The organism is Massilia sp. 01N410, from assembly GCF_056399665.1.
Genome location: NZ_JBFTRV010000022.1, coordinates 52,621 through 68,078, shown reverse-complemented (window position 1 = coordinate 68,078; position 15,458 = coordinate 52,621). Strand labels below are relative to the sequence as shown.

Here is a 15,458-nt window from a genome sequence, read left to right as displayed (position 1 = left end):
TCCGCGCCCGCTCAGACTTTCATCGGCAGGATCACCATCTGTAATCCCTCGAGGTGCAGGCGGCGCTGGACGGCGAGCGCCGCCTGGTTGTGCAGCAGCCGGGTGAACCAGTTGTCCCGTGCGAAGATCAGCTTGCTGGTGAAAAAGATCGTATTCGGGTACTCGCGATTGATCTGCTCGCACATGCGCGTGATCTCATCCACCGCGTCGGTGCCGAAGCCGATATAGGACGCCGACGCCATCCCGTGGCTCTGGCAGAAATCGACGAAGTATTCCAGCGTCTCCGCCGCATCCTCCCGCATCTTTTCGAGCGCGCCCTCGCCGCCGTAGGCATGCGCATCGACCGTGCGCGCGTTCACGAACAGGAAGTTCTTGAAGTGGCCCGGGAACATGCGCAACACCCACAGCAGCGCATGCAGGCCGCCGCCGCGCGAGTTACCGACGATGAAGACCGCGGTCTGCGCTTCCGGATCCGGCTCGACCGACTCCTTCTCGGGCCCAAAGGGCTGGTCCGCGAACACCTGGTCGACCGAGCTGATCGCGCGCTTGGTCTCGCGGTAGTGGTTGCGGATGACGACGCACAGGCCGGCGATCGCGGCGATGATCAGCACCGTGGCCCAGCCCCCCTGCGTAAAGCGCTCGACCAGCAGGATCGCCAGGATGCCGGCGCAGATCACGAATCCGCCAAGGGACAACAGGAAGCGCCGCACCCAGCGCACGTTGTCCGTGTCCTTGCGGTGGCGCCACCAGTACAGGCACAGGCCGAACAGCGAAATCGCGAAGGTCAGGAACACCGACAGCGAATACAGCACCACCAGCAAGGCGACCTGGCCGCCGGTCCAGAACAGGATCGCCAGCGCGGCGATGCCCATCACCAGGATCCCGTTCTCCTTCACCAGGCGGGTCGACAGATAGCGGAACTGGTGCGGCACCCAGGAGTCCGACGCCATGTTCGACAGCACCGAGGGACCGCCCAGGAAGCCGGTATTCGCGGCGACGAACAGCAGCCCGGCCTCGAAGGCCAGCGCCACGGCCAGCAGCACGTGATTCAGCATCTCGCTGTGCATGCCCATGTTGCCGATGATGTGGCGGAAGGTGGTGGCGTTCAGGGTTTCGCCGGCCACCGGCCGCACCTCCCACAGCAGGTAGAGCAGGATGATGCCGCCGGCGGTCACGGCCAGCGACACCGCCATGTAGAACATCGTGATCTTCCCGGTGCGCACGCGCGGCTCGGCCAGCAGGTTGACGTTGTTCGATACCGCCTCCAGGCCCGTATAGGTACCGCCGCCCTGCGAATACGCCAGCAGCAGCATCCCGGCCACGCCGGCCCAGCCGATGCTGCCCGCCAGTTCGCGCGTCTCGCCCAGGGTATTCGGCACCAGCGCCGGCAGGTGCGACGCATGCGCGACGATGCCGTACACGATCAGCACCAGGTGGGTGGCGACGAAGCCGAGGAAGATCGGCAGCAGGATCTGGATCGCCTCCCTCAGGCCGCGCAGGTTCATCACGATCAGCAGGCCGATGAAGAAGGCCTCGGCCCACAATTTATAGTCCTGGAAGCCGAGCGGCAAAAAGGACGCAAGCGCATCGACCCCGGAGGCGATCGAGATCGCGATGGTCAGCACGTAGTCGAGGACCAGCGCGCAGCCCGAGACCAGGCCAAGATAAGGCCCGACCAGCTTGGTGGCGACGCGGTAGCCCCCGCCCCCGGTCGGGAACAGCTCGATCACCTGGTTGTAGGCGAGTGCGATGACGAAGACGGTGACCGCGGTGGCCACCGCCAGGTAGAGGCCGAGGTGGGTATGAGCGCCCAGCGCACGGAAGGTCTCTTCGGGACCGTAGGCGGACGAGGACAGGCCGTCCGCACCCAATCCGACCCAGGCCAGGAAGGCGACCAGCGCCATCGAATGGCGGGTCTCGCTCTGCATCGGATCGAGCGCCTTGCCGAGGATAATCTCGCGTATCTTCTTATTCTTCATTATGCGCACCGCACTGCCGGCGGTCGTTTCTCAAGGTAGGCGAGATCATACGCCTGAACCGTGCGCACGGGCACTGGTCTTTTTGGCATCGCATGTGCTAAGATGCGCGCCTGCGCTTGCAGCCTCTGTGGCGGAATTGGTAGACGCACTTGACTCAAAATCAAGCGCCGAAAGGCGTGCCGGTTCGATTCCGGCCGGAGGCACCACTTACTCATCCGTAGTAATCCAGCGAAGTCCATGAAACCGCGTTTCTCCCTATGGGGGCGCGGTTTTTTTGTGCGCCGACGTTTGAGCTCGTCCATCACCAGCCATCGTTTTTGTATCCATACTTTGTTCAGGGATACCGAACGCCAAACGTCATGGATCTAAAATGCCCAAGCTCTGCACACCACTGACGGACACCGCCATTCGCAATGCCAAGCCCCGAGACAAGACCTACACCCTGGGCGACGGGGAAGGCATGTACCTCGAGGTCATGCCAAATGGGACACGATTCTGGCGCATGGCCTACCGGCAGCCGAACGGCAAGAAAAACCGGCTAACGTTCGGGAAGTATCCGGAGGTGTCACTCGCGGAAGCGCGCGACAAGCGGCTGGCAGCCCGAAAACAGCTGGCGCAAGGGATCGATCCTGGGAGGACCAAGCGCGAAGAAAAACAGACCAGGGAAAAGGCAGCACTGAATACCTTCGAGGCGGTCGCCCGTGCATGGCTGGCCAGGACCGCAGCCGAGCGGGCTGTTAGCACGCAAGAGAAGAACACCGCATGGCTCGAACGGAACATTTTCCCTGCGATCGGCGCCCTACCCATCTCCACTATCAAGCCATGGGACGTGCTAAGCGCACTTCGCGTCATCGAGAAGCGAGGCGCGATCGAGTCCGCGCACAAGATCAAGCAGCTATGTGGCCAGGTATTTCGGTTCGCGGTAGCGAGTGGTCTCGCGGATCGCGATATGACGGTAGATCTGCGTGGCGCATTGTCAGCGGTCCCGGAAGCTCACTACGCCGCAATCACCGACCCTAAAGAAGCTGCAGAACTGCTGCGTGCTATCGACGCTTACAATGGCCATGCCTACGCCGTTGCCGCGCTCAAGCTGGCGCCGCTGGTATTCGTTCGTCCTGGGGAGCTACGCTCCGCCGAGTGGTCCGAGATGGATCTCAACGCGGCCGAATGGCGCATCCCCGGCTCCAAGATGAAGATGGGGCAGGATCACATCGTACCGCTGGCGACGCAAGCTGTCGCACTTCTACGCGATCTCTACGCGATGACAGGACACGGCAAGTTCGTGTTCCCGAGTGTCCGCACCAGCACACGCTGTATGAGCGAGAACACCGTCAACGCGGCCTTGCGCGGCATGGGCTACGGCAAGGACGTGATGACTGGCCACGGCTTTCGTGCGATGGCGCGCACGATCATGGATGAAGTGCTGGGCGAGCGGGTTGACTTGATTGAGCACCAGCTTGCGCATGCCGTTAAGGACCCAAATGGGCGCGCGTACAACCGGACGGCGCATCTGCCTGCCCGGCGATTGATGATGCAGCGCTGGGCAGACTACCTTGATTCAATAAAACAAAGCGACGCGAGGATTCTCGGCGACTAACAAAGGCCAGATGTGGTCATTACGGTGCGCCGCGCAAGGCAGGACACCTATTGGCCTTGGAAACGCCGCCGAGTCATGTGGAAGCGGTGTCAGCAGTACTTCCCTATGAAGGGATAACATATTTATAGTGTTGCCCACCGTTTTACCCATAGCACTTCAAATTTAGAATGGAAGCTTCTTTAGATTTCTTTTTAAAAGTGCAAGGGTCCTCGGTCGTCCAAATGCAGAAGTTTCAAATTTCAAACCGTGACGATATATTTCGGGTAAATAAAAGCGCTCAGCGGTGTCTTTCTGGTCAACGTCATCGTATATTATACCTAAATCCTTTAATGCCTCTAACTCTTTGGGATCGAGCTCAAGTTTCGTAGGGTCAAAAGGAACGCGACGGTCGTTCTGTGACAATGTGTTAAGTTTGAGTACCCATGCGCCAAGCACACTGATTTCTTTGATAGCTTCTTGCACTTTCTCCTCACTGCACTTCAAGATGGCTTGCCTCATTGCTTCAGGAGACAGCACTCGATCTTTCCAGACTTTTGGTCTTATTCGTTGATTGTCAGCCGCTACTCGTAAGAATCGAACTAGATCTCGCGCCTGAAATCGCCCTTTCAAATCCGAAAGCGCGCCAAACACCCAGATCGCAGAACGAGCCTCTTTAGAATCAGATTTTCCAAGTTTCTTACCCCAAAGGCTTTCGAGCGAGCTCTGAATTTCAGTAATGGTAAGCTGCTCTGCCTTTGCAGGGTTAGCCTGAACGATATTCGCTTGTCCACAAAGCCAATAGGTAAGCCTTAAGAAACTTTCTGGAGTCCACTCCAGATTAAACGGGGTAAACCGCGCGAGATATTGTGCGACATTCTGCTGTATCGAAGCTTGCACGTAATCGGCACGAACAAAAACAACCGCGCCGATACGCCGATTCCTAAGCTCGGATAACCGGTTTGGCAACTGAAGCAAGCCCTTTACCGCTTCTTTTGCCCTTGGCTTTTCCAGATCATCAAATACGTCTTCAATGCCGTCAAAAACCAGAACAACTTCTTGGTTATTCGAAATTAAAAAATCGTTGAGTTCGTGAAGCGAACTGCATGGCAGCCCGACTTGCTCGCATATTAACTTATCCCAAAATTGCGCCCAATTTTGATCTATTTTTATAGCATCATTTATTTTTGCCACTGTCGAAGACAAGCCTAGGGCAGGAGCATTAAAACTTGAACTGATAAAGAACTGATCGCGGGCACCATTTACAGCCTTAATTGCTTCTTTCCCTAAGTTTTCGGACCAAATAACAGGAAAGATTGGAGAGGCTCCGGGTAAAGTATGATCAACTTCAAGCTTATTCAAAAACGAAGGCCAAGTTTTTGACCTACAAACCTGAAGGAAAGTAAATGTTTTTCCTGCACCCTTTGCGCCGACGGAAACTGCATTTGGCAGTTCTGTTGAAAAGTGCTTACCGAGATTTCGCAATGGCTCTGTCGCAAGCATCTCATCAGAACTTGTTTGTTCCGCAAACTGAACTTTTTCACACAATTTGAACAAAGCTTCTGCTTCCGCTTGAGGTAGCGTAGAAGTACCGATTGCGGCCTCGTTCTCTAAGCTCACTTCACTCAACGAAGAATTTTCAGCCCAACTCAACGCATCAGAGTATAACGACGACAGTTTTCTCGACTTATCAATAGCTTCTCTTACCGTGCCAACGCTCATCAAAGACTCAGAAAAGTCAAACTCTAGAAATTCTACTCCAGAAGACAATATGTCCTGATTTGGGCTTGGATAAGCGGCACCAAGTTTTTCTTGGGCCTCTCCATATTGAGGCAAGTCCCGCAATACAGTTGTTAGCATGCTAAGTATTACCGTTGGCTTGGCCAATGTTGAGTTCGACATTTTTGATTGAAATACGCTCAACCGTTCTAATACCGTGGCCATTCCATTGACGGATTGCGGAGCAACAGTGGTAACAAAGAAGTGTTCTATTCGTGGATCAAATAATAGCGGACTCGACAGCTCGCTCAATCCAGCTCGCAGATCGACAAAAACACAATCCACGCCAAGCTTGGTACCAAGAGATTTAAGGTGATCAGATATTTGCCAAGGCGACGAAGGATTTCGAGCCAAGTGTTCTGGCTTCACCGGCATGTCCATCATATTAGATAGGTCAAGCGCCGACGGCAGCACAAATAGTTCCCTAGAAGCACTTCCAGCATCTAATGAAGTTTTCTTAAGTTCAGCAGCGAAAAAATCAAGCGTATCTTCAACATTAGAAGGCGGATAATGTAGTGCCTCAAGTAATTGAGCAAACGAGACCTTTGGGCGATTCGTCGAATCTAACCAGAAACTAATACCTGGCGCCTCGAAATCTGCGTCAATCAGCAATAATTTTACTGATCGGTCTTTTGCCGCGTCCAGGCATGCAGCAACGTAACTCATCATTGACGTCGTACGGCCTACACCGCCTTTAAAGGAGTGAAACGCTACCACCTTGGGTCCACCGTCCCACATTTCAGGAAGTACAAAGTTGTTTTGAGGCTTTAAATAGGCTATATCAGACCAAAGCGGGTAGCTTGCAACCTGTACTGGCTTGGCATTAGCCACCTGGAATAGCTCAACGGGATAGCTTTGATTTCCAATTAATAAACTTATGTTTCTCGTGTCTTTATCGTAAGCAATTCCAAATAAATTCTCCAACCATTGATCAACCTGCTGCTCCGTTTCGGAATAGCCGACCTCAAGAACATTCGAGTAGCAATCAGCAGATAAAATAAAACTAGGATAGGATGTTCCATTTAATGTATCTTCCTTTATGATACGCTGGACATCTAACCAAGTTAAAATACGATTGTTTGCCGAAGAATAAATCATCACAGTTCTTTCTCAATCCAGCTATTCAGGTTTTCCAGTGCCGCTTCCAGAGTGTTATCACAGTTTGGCTGATTCAAACTTCCTCCATAACGCCATGCCTGATTCAGTTCGCCCTGAGTATGCTTCCTTTTGAGAGTACCGCCCGTGGTTTTGAGGTCGGGCAAATTCAGGTCATTAGGCAACATGCGTTCTTTACCCGCTCGTAAAAGATCCAGCATCTTGTTCAGGTCATGCAAGACTGGCTTCTTATCGATACGAGTTAAAATCGGCTCGTCCAAAATATTTTTGTTCTGTTGACGGAGCCATACAGCTTTTAGACCACACTCAGCGGCGTAAAATAAGAGCAACCTATGTGCATTGGTCCGTGGAATAACTTTAGAGGCACTATAGGCGCCCCTATAGGCACGAACTAGTTCTTGTCGACTAAATGGAATCATTTTCTAAAGAAATAACTAGATTGAAGCTTTCACTTCATGAAAGTGCGCGCACAAAACCGTCCTCGACAGCAAGAAAATTTCATTGTGGCAATGTAACATAGAGCGAGATCGTAGTCGCTACTCTTGTCGCCCGACAACCGAATATTTTCATCTCGCTGACCACCGTACAGATGCGTTGTCTAACTAAGAACAGCAGGTACGACGTGAGATGAACGGAGTCTTCCTTTTATGGCATAAGGCCGGACCAGGACTCTGGAAGCTTAATGTTTCAAGACGCCAGTCTATCCTGCCCTCCAAAACCAAACCCAAAAACCCTGCTTTCAACACGTAGAACCGATCCTAATGACGCTTGCATAAGTGGCAGCGCAATGTTGGGCTCGCTACCGACGGCACACTGCTATCTGCATCGCAGCCGCGCTAACTGAGCCGTGAAGCCACCGCCCCGACAACGCGGCACCCTATGCGCGATCAGGCCGCAAAGCTTCGATGCTTCTTTCCACGCTTACTTTGGAGGCGTACATGGATCAGCAAACGGTCAATGTTGCGGTTGAACGCCGTGCTTCGAGCAATCGTGCCGACGTTCGGTTCCTCAGACTGAAGGAGGTGCTCGCCATCTGCGGCAAGTCGCGGAGCAGCGTCTACGACGCAATAAAGAAAGGGGACTTCCCGAAACCGGTGAAACTCAGCGGTAGGTCGTCCGCCTGGATCAAAAGCGAAGTGGAACAGTGGGCAGTCGATTGCATTCGCGCCAGCCGGCAGGACTCAAGGTCCTGAGACGCGGTGCGCGACGGTCAAGGCGAGCGCTATCGTACTTCCCAACATCGGCTTAGCGGCTGCAGGCTAGGCCGATCTCACTCATCAAGTGCAAGCAAACGTCGCAGCTTCACTAACACTTCATCCAGGCCCGGCGCCTCAAGCTTGCTTTTGTAGAGAAACGTGCCACTACTGCTGCTTGATCGGACTCGCCAAAAAAGTGCCACTCAGCCCCATCTGGACGCTCGTAAGCAGTTTGATGCGTCGGTGCGCGAACGTCGCCTGGACAGCTTGCTGCAGAACGGCGGCATCGATCTCGGCATAGGTCGCAAGAAACCACAGATCAAAGTAGTCTTTCATGCGCGTATTTGCCATGCCGAGGCTGACGATCGCTTCGTACTTCTCGACGATCACGGTGTAAACAGGATAGGCACGCAAGGATGGTGCCGCCACATCGTCCAGAAGAGCCGGGAACTGCACGAGTTCCGGCCCCGGTGTGACGGCAACGCCTTAGCCCACATCAATCTGCACAGAGCAGCGTGCGTTATCTAGAGTGCCGATCAGAGTAACGCGCACGCCCTCGTAATTCGCCTCTTTCCGAATCGGTGCCGCCCGCACGCTTGCATGGTCGAATTGGATGCCATCATCGGACGGCATCGTGCAGACTTGCTGGAAAACCTCGATCAAGTGCTCGATATCCGAAGGACCAAACCCGAGGAGGTCAATGTCCCTAGTTGCCCGGTGCGGTTGGTCGACCCAAAGTTCGAAGAGCAGTGCGCCTTCAACAGGAACTGGTTGGCCCACGGCGATACGCTCAATCGGTATAGCAGGCGCTCAAGCGAATACCGCGTCAGCATCAGGTTGAAGTCCGCCTTTTCTGTGCGTGCTCGGTTCAGCAGGCGTGCGCGGATGGATGCGGCGCGATTCGTCGCCTTCATGTGGCCCCTACCGCTTCCAAGTACGGACGCATGACATTCGCCACCCTGCAGATCTCGGCATAGCGCCACAGTTCATCCATCGTCACCCGCTTGTCGTTCCAGGCTTCGCGCAACGCTTCGAGAGCGACATCGAGACCGATCTTGTTGCGGTACTTGAAGCAGTCGGCAACCGTCTTCGCTACACCAAACACGCGTACCTGCGTGCCCGCGACATCGACCGCCTCGACGCCTTCGGTCATCGACATCCCGGACATGCGGACGATACACAGCGGCGGGTAGTCGAAGCGCGGCGCGTGGGCCTTGTGCGGGATGGCGAGCCACACGTTGTATGACTGCTGCGTAGTGAGGTCGTGAAAGCGCAGCGCGGACAGCAGGCATAGCACCCCATTTTCACTGCGCGCGGCCACTTCAGCGAAGCTGTCGTAGGCGGATGCTGCGCGATCGGGCAAAGCATACAAACCGCGGCCAAGCTTGAGCAGCTTGCCTTCGTCGGTCAGGGATGCGAGCAGCGCCCGCGATGCGCCAGCGCTGTCCACGTCCCAGGTACGCAGCACGCCCTTGGATCGCGCCAGCTCAAGAATGAGTTCGGCCTGGTGGTTCATGTCGGCAGTCCATACAAAATCTAGGCAATTATCCATAAATGCCTAGATTTTGTTCCGAATCTGGACCGACTTCATGCAAACAGGGTAAAAATTCGTCATGACGAACTCCTGGATTTCGTCATGACGAAATTTTCGGTCCGATCAGCCGCGATGCCAGCCATCCCGTCATGTCGAACAAAGCGAACCCGAACCGGCAACGCGGGTCCAACCTGCGCCACGAGCTTCCGCAAACGAAAACCGCACCCATACCCTGAACGGCTGTGTATCCATGAGTGTATCCACGTCACAGATGAGCTTGCCAAGAAAACCCAGCAGCCACGCGGCCGCCGGCGAGCTCATCGATTCCGGCCGGAGGCACCAAAAGCAAGTATTAAGCAGTCCAGGAAAGCCCACTGAACCCGCGACTCTCATAGTGAGAACGCGGGTTTTTTGTTCGTCAATCGCTTGTAAAGTCCGTTGCGCTTACGTTTCCTGGCCGAGCCTGACCTCATTTCGCGCGGATATGACTTTTTCCGGTTCCAGACAGTTTCGTGATGCGCGCGCCTACATGCCTTGTCCTGGATCGGCACTGACCTAGACTGAAATACCGCAAGGGCAATACCGGCTTTGCGGCATCCGACGCCCGCCACGAGGCTGATTCGGCGTGACGCCTGTCCAAAGGCTTCTGCTTTGTGAAGGAACGATCATGCGCCCCCTATCTCTCCTGATTCCCGCATTCCTGCTGGCGCTTGCCACTGGCGCCAGTGCGCAGACCCAACCCTACCCACGGCCCGATACTGCGCCGATCTCGACCGTGACGGTGACGGCCCCGGCCAGGACGGTCCGGCTCATGCCTGACGAAGTCAGGCAGATCGCCGGAACCTATGACATGGCGAATGGCTGGCGGCTGGAAGTGCGCGGCAAGCCAGAATACATCGACGCGACCATCGATATGGAAAAACCGATGCGGCTCAAAGCAGTGTCGAAGAACAAGTTCGTCTCCGGCGACGGCAACGTGACCATGGAATTCAACCAAGGTACGGGCGACGACATGAAGATGAGCTATGTACCCGACCCCAGCAAACCATCGATGGTGTCGATACCCGCGCAGAAGGCCAAGCGCTGAGCGCCGCATCGGGCACGGAAGCTGCTATCCCTTATGCCACCGACGCCAGTTCGATGTCTGCCGGATCGATACCGTCGACCGGCGCAAGCTCGTCGATGCCGATACGAAGGGCTTGCTGTTCGATTGTCGCTTCGAACAGGCTGCGCATGACCCTGGCATTGCCAAAATTCGGATCGCCGGCGGCGAGCAGGCGTTCCGTGATCTGGAGGAGCAAGCCCTCGCCTTCGCTGCTGAGCCGGTAGCCATGCGTATTGGCCAGGCACTGGAAGATATGCGAGAGTTCGAAAGCCGAGTAGTCGTCGAATTCGATATAGCGGGTGAAACGGGATGCGAGGCCCGGGTTCGATTCGACAAATTGCGTCATCCTGTCCGTGTAGCCCGCGACGATGACTGCCAGCCGGTTCCGGTTGTCCTCCATTTCCTTCAGCAAGGTATCGATCGCTTCCGGGCCGAAATCGTTGGTGTTCGCTCCCACGAGCGTGTACGCCTCGTCGATGAACAGCACGCCGCCATACGCTTCTTCGATTTTCGCCTTGGTTCGCTGCGCGGTCTGGCCGATATAACCGGCCACCAGATCGGAACGCTGCACCTCGACCACATGCCCTTTTTCGAGTAGACCGAGTGCGGCATACAGTTCACCGACCAGCCGCGCGACTGTCGTCTTCCCAGTCCCCGGGCTGCCGGTGAAGACCAGGTGCAGCGACACCGGTGTCCAACCCATTCCCGCTTCGCGCCGGCGCTCCTGCGCCCGCACCAGGCTGGCAAGCTTGCGGATCTCGGCCTTCACCGATTTGAGACCGGTAAGGGCATCGAGTTTCGCGAGCAGGCCTTCGAAATTCAGCTCGCCCTGGCGGCCGATGACCGGCAAGTCCTGGTCCCCGAGAATCAGGGGGTCTGCCTGCGGCTGGGTGCGCAGGCGCCCCGCCTGGCGTTCGATCGTGGCGTCGAGATAGCTCCGCACGTCGCGCGCATTGCCAAAGTGCTTGCCCTTTGTACGCACCATCTGTTCGAAGGTATGGTTGGCGCGCATCGTGGCCTCTGCGGTCAGGCGGAACTGGCGCGAAGTGACCATGGAGGCGAATATTTGACAGAGCTCCGCCGCGGCATAGTCGGGAAAATCGATGTAGCGATTGAATCGCGATTTCATCCCCGGATTGGCGTCGAAAAAGGACCGCATTTCCCTTTCGTAGCCCGCGACGATCACCGCCATCGTACCGCGCCGGTCCTCGATTTCCTTCATCAGGGTCGTAATGGCCTCGGACCGAAATCTCGCGGCGAGTCCGGCACATAAAGCGTATATGCCTCATCGATGAAGAGAACGCCATCTTTGGCCGCGTCGACGATCTTGCGGGTCTTTGGCGCGGTCTCGCCGATGTGCTGGCCAACGAGCCCGCTGCGTTCGGTCTCCACGAGCTGTCCCTGCTTGAGGAGGCCCAGGGCCGCAAATATCTTGCCGATGATGCGCGCCACGGTGGTTTTGCCTGTGCCCGGGTTTCCCGTGAAGACCAGGTTCAAGGCGATGACGTTTGCGGCGACGCCCGCCTCTGCGCGACGGCGCTCGGCCTCGACCAGGTCGATCAGCTTCGACACTTCACTCTTCACCGACTCAAGCCCCTGGAGCGCATTGAGTTCGGTCATTGCGACAGCCAGGGCCATATTGTCACGCAAGTCGCAGTGCTGCAGGTCGATGCCGGCTTCGGGATCGCGGCTCAACCTGCCGGCGGCATGGCCGCTGATACGGCAGTTGATGGCTTTGATCTGGGACTTTCCTTCGGCCAGCAGCCCATATCCCTTACCGCCGTTGAGTACGCAATCGAGCAGCTTGAGCTGGGCGGAATCCTCGGTTTCCACGTTCGCGCCGGCAGTGAATTCGATCGACGTTCCGTTGACCGATGCAACGCTCTCGTTCCTCAGCCACAATCCGTTCGAATTGGTGTCGGCGATACGTCCACCCGACATGGTGAGCTTCGCTTTCTCGGTCGCGACCACGGCCGGATATTTGGGCCCGCCACCCAGCAATTCGCAATCCGTGAGCGTGGCCTGGGCGGTTTCACGCACCCAGACCGCGCCCTTGGCGCCGCCGCTTATCCGGCATTTGGACGCCTTGAGGCTCGCTTGCTGCTGAAGCACGAATCCCGTTTCGCGACCGTCGCTGAGGTCGGCGTCCGTGACCTCGACCTGCGCATTGCCTCGCAGGCTCAACGCCACCTGCACCGCTCTTTCGATGTGGAGCGTGTTGATCGACGCGGTCGCATTCCCCTCGACGACGATTCCGCCGCCGGTGGACTTCAGGGCGCGCACGTTGGCCATGACATTCCCGCGCAGGCTCAAGGCAGGTTTTGCCGTGTTGTCGATCGTGACCTGCTCGATCGACAAACCGCCAGTCCCGTCCGCAACGATGGCGCCGCCAGCCAGGATCACGCCTTTCATCTCCGCGTTCGCATGCTGTAGCGACAGGGTGTCGCCGTTCGCACCATCCCAGCGTACGTTGTGCATGTGCAGGCTTGCAGGCTTGCCTGCTGCGCCGACGGCCCGGATCTCGCCTTTGCCGTGGCCCTGCCGGATCGAGATCCGGCCATTGGACCTTACTGTCAGCACGACGTCGGGGGTGAAGATGCAATGCTCGAAGTTCGCCTCGCACCCTTCCAGTACGAGGACTGTCGACGCGATCGTTACCTCGCGGAAGGCTACCTGTGCAGCGCCGCCGATCTTGATCGGATCTCGCAGGACCACGGATTCGCCGGGTGCGCGGGGCGCAAGTGTGATGGATTTGTCGAGGTTCAGTTCCGTGCCGGACTGCCGATGTTCGGATGCGATGCTCAGCGTCTCTCCAGACTCGACCTTGAGCAGCGCTTCGCTCAAGGTCTTGGGGGAGAACAGGCCATAGCCGACTTTTCGAATGCGCATGGGTTGGTAAGCGAGAGCGTATTTCAAGGACGAAGAAATCAGTCTTTCTGGGGGAAGAATTCCCTCTGAGCCGCCAGCAAGGAGGTATGTGCCATCGGCTCTTCCTTCATCCGGTCGACAGTGAAGAGGATGCGCCTGGACTTGGGATCCTCTACCGCGAGCCCATCGACGACGAAAAATGTCACGTAATCGGAATTACCCATCCCGGCATTCGATCCAACGACATGTCCAAGATAATAAGTCGGCAATTGGACCATGTTCCCATTGCCATACTTCGACTGTTCCCTCAACGGTGCCAATGCCGCCTCGATTGCGCGAGCTTCGGCTTCGCTTTTCGGCGTATAGAAATGCGAACCGGTATTGCTGTATTCGCCGCCAATAAACGTTGCGCCCCAGGTCTGGCGGGGATGGTTTTTCCCGTGCGGCTTCTCCCATGCGAACGACGATGTATCGGGTATGCCGAAGTTGATTTCGAAACGGTTTTTTTCCGCGTCATACCGGCCCAGACTGACCATTTGCTGGTTTTCGTTCTCTTTCGAGAAATAGAATGCATGGAGTTTTTTCTCCTGCGCCTCGCGGTAAGCTTTTTCCAAAGCCGGCTTTTGCTGCTTCACGATATCCGCACGCTTGAAGCTGTCCTGCTCTGCACGGTACTCTTCAAGGTAGTCATAGGCGAGCAGGGCGTCATCCCGTTTCGCGCCGGACCAGAACAGCTGGCGATACTTGTAGGCTTCGGCGGCGATGGCTTCGTCACCCGAGACCCTGAAACCACTCGAGACATTCTTGACCTGATACTGATCGAACGGACGCAGGGGTTCACGTGCCAGCAGGACATTTCCGTAATCGTCACGCCGGATTTTTTCGCTCGAAACCACGGCCGAGCTTTCGGGCTTTGCTTGATTGTTTTCTTTTTTGGCGCATCCCGACGCCAGGGCAAGGGTCAGGCCGATGCCGACGAAGAGATAGCCGGTACGAATTCGAATAGCGGATTGTGCAGATTCAGGAAACATGTCATTGATTGCATGGTTATCGATATGCAATCATATGAAGCGAACAATCCCGCTACAATAGAACACATGTCCCATGCCATCGTGGAACATGCGGCAGCGGCAGCTTGTCTCAGGCTGGAGCAGCCATTGCCGCGGCCAGGGCTGTCTTGTTCGACACGCCGAGCTTGCGATAGACCGAATGAAGCTGGTTCCTCACGGTGGCCGGCGCCACGTCGATCAGTTTTGCAATTTCCTTGTATTGCATTCCGCGCACAGCGAGCATGGCAACGCGCGATTCGGCGGCGGTAAGACCAGCGCTCCTGTTTTCGATCTTATTTATTTTCAGGCAAAGCATCCCATTCAATATTTCGGCACGAATTGCAATTTTCTTTCCGACGAATACTTTTGCACTGGCCGACTCAAGCGCGTCCATCAGGGGGCGCGGCAGGAAAGGTGGACTCCATTCCCGCCATTCGGTCTGCAGCAATTGACTCGTCTCGTCGTCGACGAAATACACCTGTCCCATCAACGAGCTGAGAACCATCGCGCTGGATGCCGGCACACTTGCCGCAGCCGATTTGAAACGCCGGTTGATCTCCCTGGCCTGTATGAAATGGGGAATAAAAACATTGGCATCTTCTTCCTGCTGGGCCGTATAGCCGTTCCGGCTGTTGGACCGCCACAAGCCCAGTGTCGGCACGGCGCAACCGAATGTTTTTTCAGACACAAAAGCAAGGGAATGGGCGGTTTCGTATTTGCGGCAATACGAGAGCACATGCGGGTCGCGTGCGGTTGCTGCGATGTCGGCGACGACGCTCCGGCCACGCTGCCGAAATGCACTGACCAGCGTATCGTCCTGACTGGTCAGGGCGCCATTTTGCGCCAGGGCCTCCTGCCCCACTGCCGCGCTACGGTCTTGAAACCGTTCGATCGGCGTCGACTCGAGATACAGGGTCTGGACGACAATCTTGCCGGTTGCCGCGACCTGCAGGTCGGCCAGGGCGCAGGCATCGAAGGCGACCACTTGTTTCATTTCCTGCAGCGCAGATTTGTTGAATTCCGCCAGACTGCAGTCCTGTGCGCGCTCATAGATGCCAATCAGTGATTTATTAAGCGCATGCATTTCGGCTCATTGACCCGGACAGTGTTTGTTACTGATCCCGAACGACTACGACGTCGTATCTTGGCAGTCCTGAAAAACTATTTCACTAAAAACAAGTGAAGATAATAATTCAATAATATCATTCTTGCTAGTAGATCATGCTCATTGCCTGCAAGTAGATATCACGGAGCCGCCC

At 56.1% G+C, this 15,458-nt stretch carries 11 protein-coding genes, 1 tRNA gene and 1 pseudogene; 4 read left to right on the top strand and 9 right to left on the bottom strand.

Annotated elements, in window-relative coordinates; all coding sequences use genetic code 11:
• Positions 1 to 11 precede the first annotated feature (11 nt).
• Complete coding sequence (locus AC1DOP_RS23240; protein ID WP_477253627.1) at positions 12 to 1,979, bottom strand: APC family permease; 1,968 nt, start codon at positions 1,977 to 1,979, stop codon at positions 12 to 14.
• A 121-nt stretch (positions 1,980 to 2,100) separates the two neighbouring features.
• Here AC1DOP_RS23240 and AC1DOP_RS23235 point away from each other — a divergent pair.
• Together AC1DOP_RS23235 and AC1DOP_RS23230 are read left to right on the top strand one after the other, a co-directional pair.
• A tRNA-Leu gene (locus AC1DOP_RS23235) sits at positions 2,101 to 2,185 on the top strand.
• Between the two features lie 164 nt (positions 2,186 to 2,349).
• Positions 2,350 to 3,576, top strand: a complete 1,227-nt coding sequence (locus tag AC1DOP_RS23230; protein WP_477253625.1) for a tyrosine-type recombinase/integrase — start codon at positions 2,350 to 2,352, stop codon at positions 3,574 to 3,576.
• 162 nt (positions 3,577 to 3,738) lie between these two features.
• Here the strand turns inward: AC1DOP_RS23230 and AC1DOP_RS23225 are convergent, their stop codons facing one another.
• Together AC1DOP_RS23225 and AC1DOP_RS23220 are read right to left on the bottom strand one after the other, a co-directional pair.
• Complete coding sequence (locus AC1DOP_RS23225) at positions 3,739 to 6,429, bottom strand: ParA family protein (protein ID WP_477253623.1); 2,691 nt, start codon at positions 6,427 to 6,429, stop codon at positions 3,739 to 3,741.
• Positions 6,429 to 6,665, bottom strand: a complete 237-nt coding sequence (locus AC1DOP_RS23220; RefSeq protein ID WP_477253621.1) for a hypothetical protein — start codon at positions 6,663 to 6,665, stop codon at positions 6,429 to 6,431. The genes AC1DOP_RS23225 and AC1DOP_RS23220 overlap by 1 nt, the downstream gene beginning before the upstream one ends.
• A gap of 720 nt (positions 6,666 to 7,385) precedes the next feature.
• Here AC1DOP_RS23220 and AC1DOP_RS23215 point away from each other — a divergent pair.
• The gene (locus AC1DOP_RS23215) at positions 7,386 to 7,640 is read left to right on the top strand and encodes a helix-turn-helix transcriptional regulator (protein WP_477253619.1); all 255 of its coding nucleotides are present in this window, start codon (positions 7,386 to 7,388) and stop codon (positions 7,638 to 7,640) included.
• Positions 7,641 to 7,808: 168 nt separating this feature from the next.
• On the opposite strand, the pseudogene AC1DOP_RS23210 reads toward AC1DOP_RS23215, so the two are convergent.
• Positions 7,809 to 8,423, bottom strand: a pseudogene (locus tag AC1DOP_RS23210) (nucleotidyl transferase AbiEii/AbiGii toxin family protein).
• Positions 8,424 to 8,553: 130 nt separating this feature from the next.
• On the bottom strand, positions 8,554 to 9,159 hold the full coding sequence (locus AC1DOP_RS23205) for a type IV toxin-antitoxin system AbiEi family antitoxin domain-containing protein (RefSeq protein WP_477253617.1): 606 nt from the start codon (positions 9,157 to 9,159) through the stop codon (positions 8,554 to 8,556).
• Between the two features lie 685 nt (positions 9,160 to 9,844).
• Between AC1DOP_RS23205 and AC1DOP_RS23200 the strand changes: the two genes are divergently transcribed.
• Entirely contained in the window at positions 9,845 to 10,264 is a 420-nt protein-coding gene (locus tag AC1DOP_RS23200; RefSeq protein ID WP_477253615.1) for a hypothetical protein, read from the top strand.
• Positions 10,265 to 10,295: 31 nt separating this feature from the next.
• On the opposite strand, the gene AC1DOP_RS23195 is transcribed toward AC1DOP_RS23200, so the two are convergent.
• The 4 genes from AC1DOP_RS23195 to AC1DOP_RS23180 all read right to left on the bottom strand — a co-directional run bounded on the left by AC1DOP_RS23195 (position 10,296) and on the right by AC1DOP_RS23180 (position 15,283).
• The gene (locus AC1DOP_RS23195; protein ID WP_477253613.1) at positions 10,296 to 11,504 is read right to left on the bottom strand and encodes an AAA family ATPase; all 1,209 of its coding nucleotides are present in this window, start codon (positions 11,502 to 11,504) and stop codon (positions 10,296 to 10,298) included.
• Positions 11,504 to 13,171: a right-handed parallel beta-helix repeat-containing protein gene (locus tag AC1DOP_RS23190; RefSeq protein ID WP_477253611.1), complete on the bottom strand. Its 1,668-nt coding sequence runs from the start codon at positions 13,169 to 13,171 to the stop codon at positions 11,504 to 11,506. Before AC1DOP_RS23190 ends, AC1DOP_RS23195 begins: the two co-directional genes overlap by 1 nt.
• A gap of 38 nt (positions 13,172 to 13,209) precedes the next feature.
• Complete coding sequence (locus AC1DOP_RS23185; protein ID WP_442124796.1) at positions 13,210 to 14,181, bottom strand: hypothetical protein; 972 nt, start codon at positions 14,179 to 14,181, stop codon at positions 13,210 to 13,212.
• A 109-nt stretch (positions 14,182 to 14,290) separates the two neighbouring features.
• Complete coding sequence (locus tag AC1DOP_RS23180) at positions 14,291 to 15,283, bottom strand: helix-turn-helix domain-containing protein (RefSeq protein ID WP_477253608.1); 993 nt, start codon at positions 15,281 to 15,283, stop codon at positions 14,291 to 14,293.
• Positions 15,284 to 15,458: the final 175 nt, after the last annotated feature.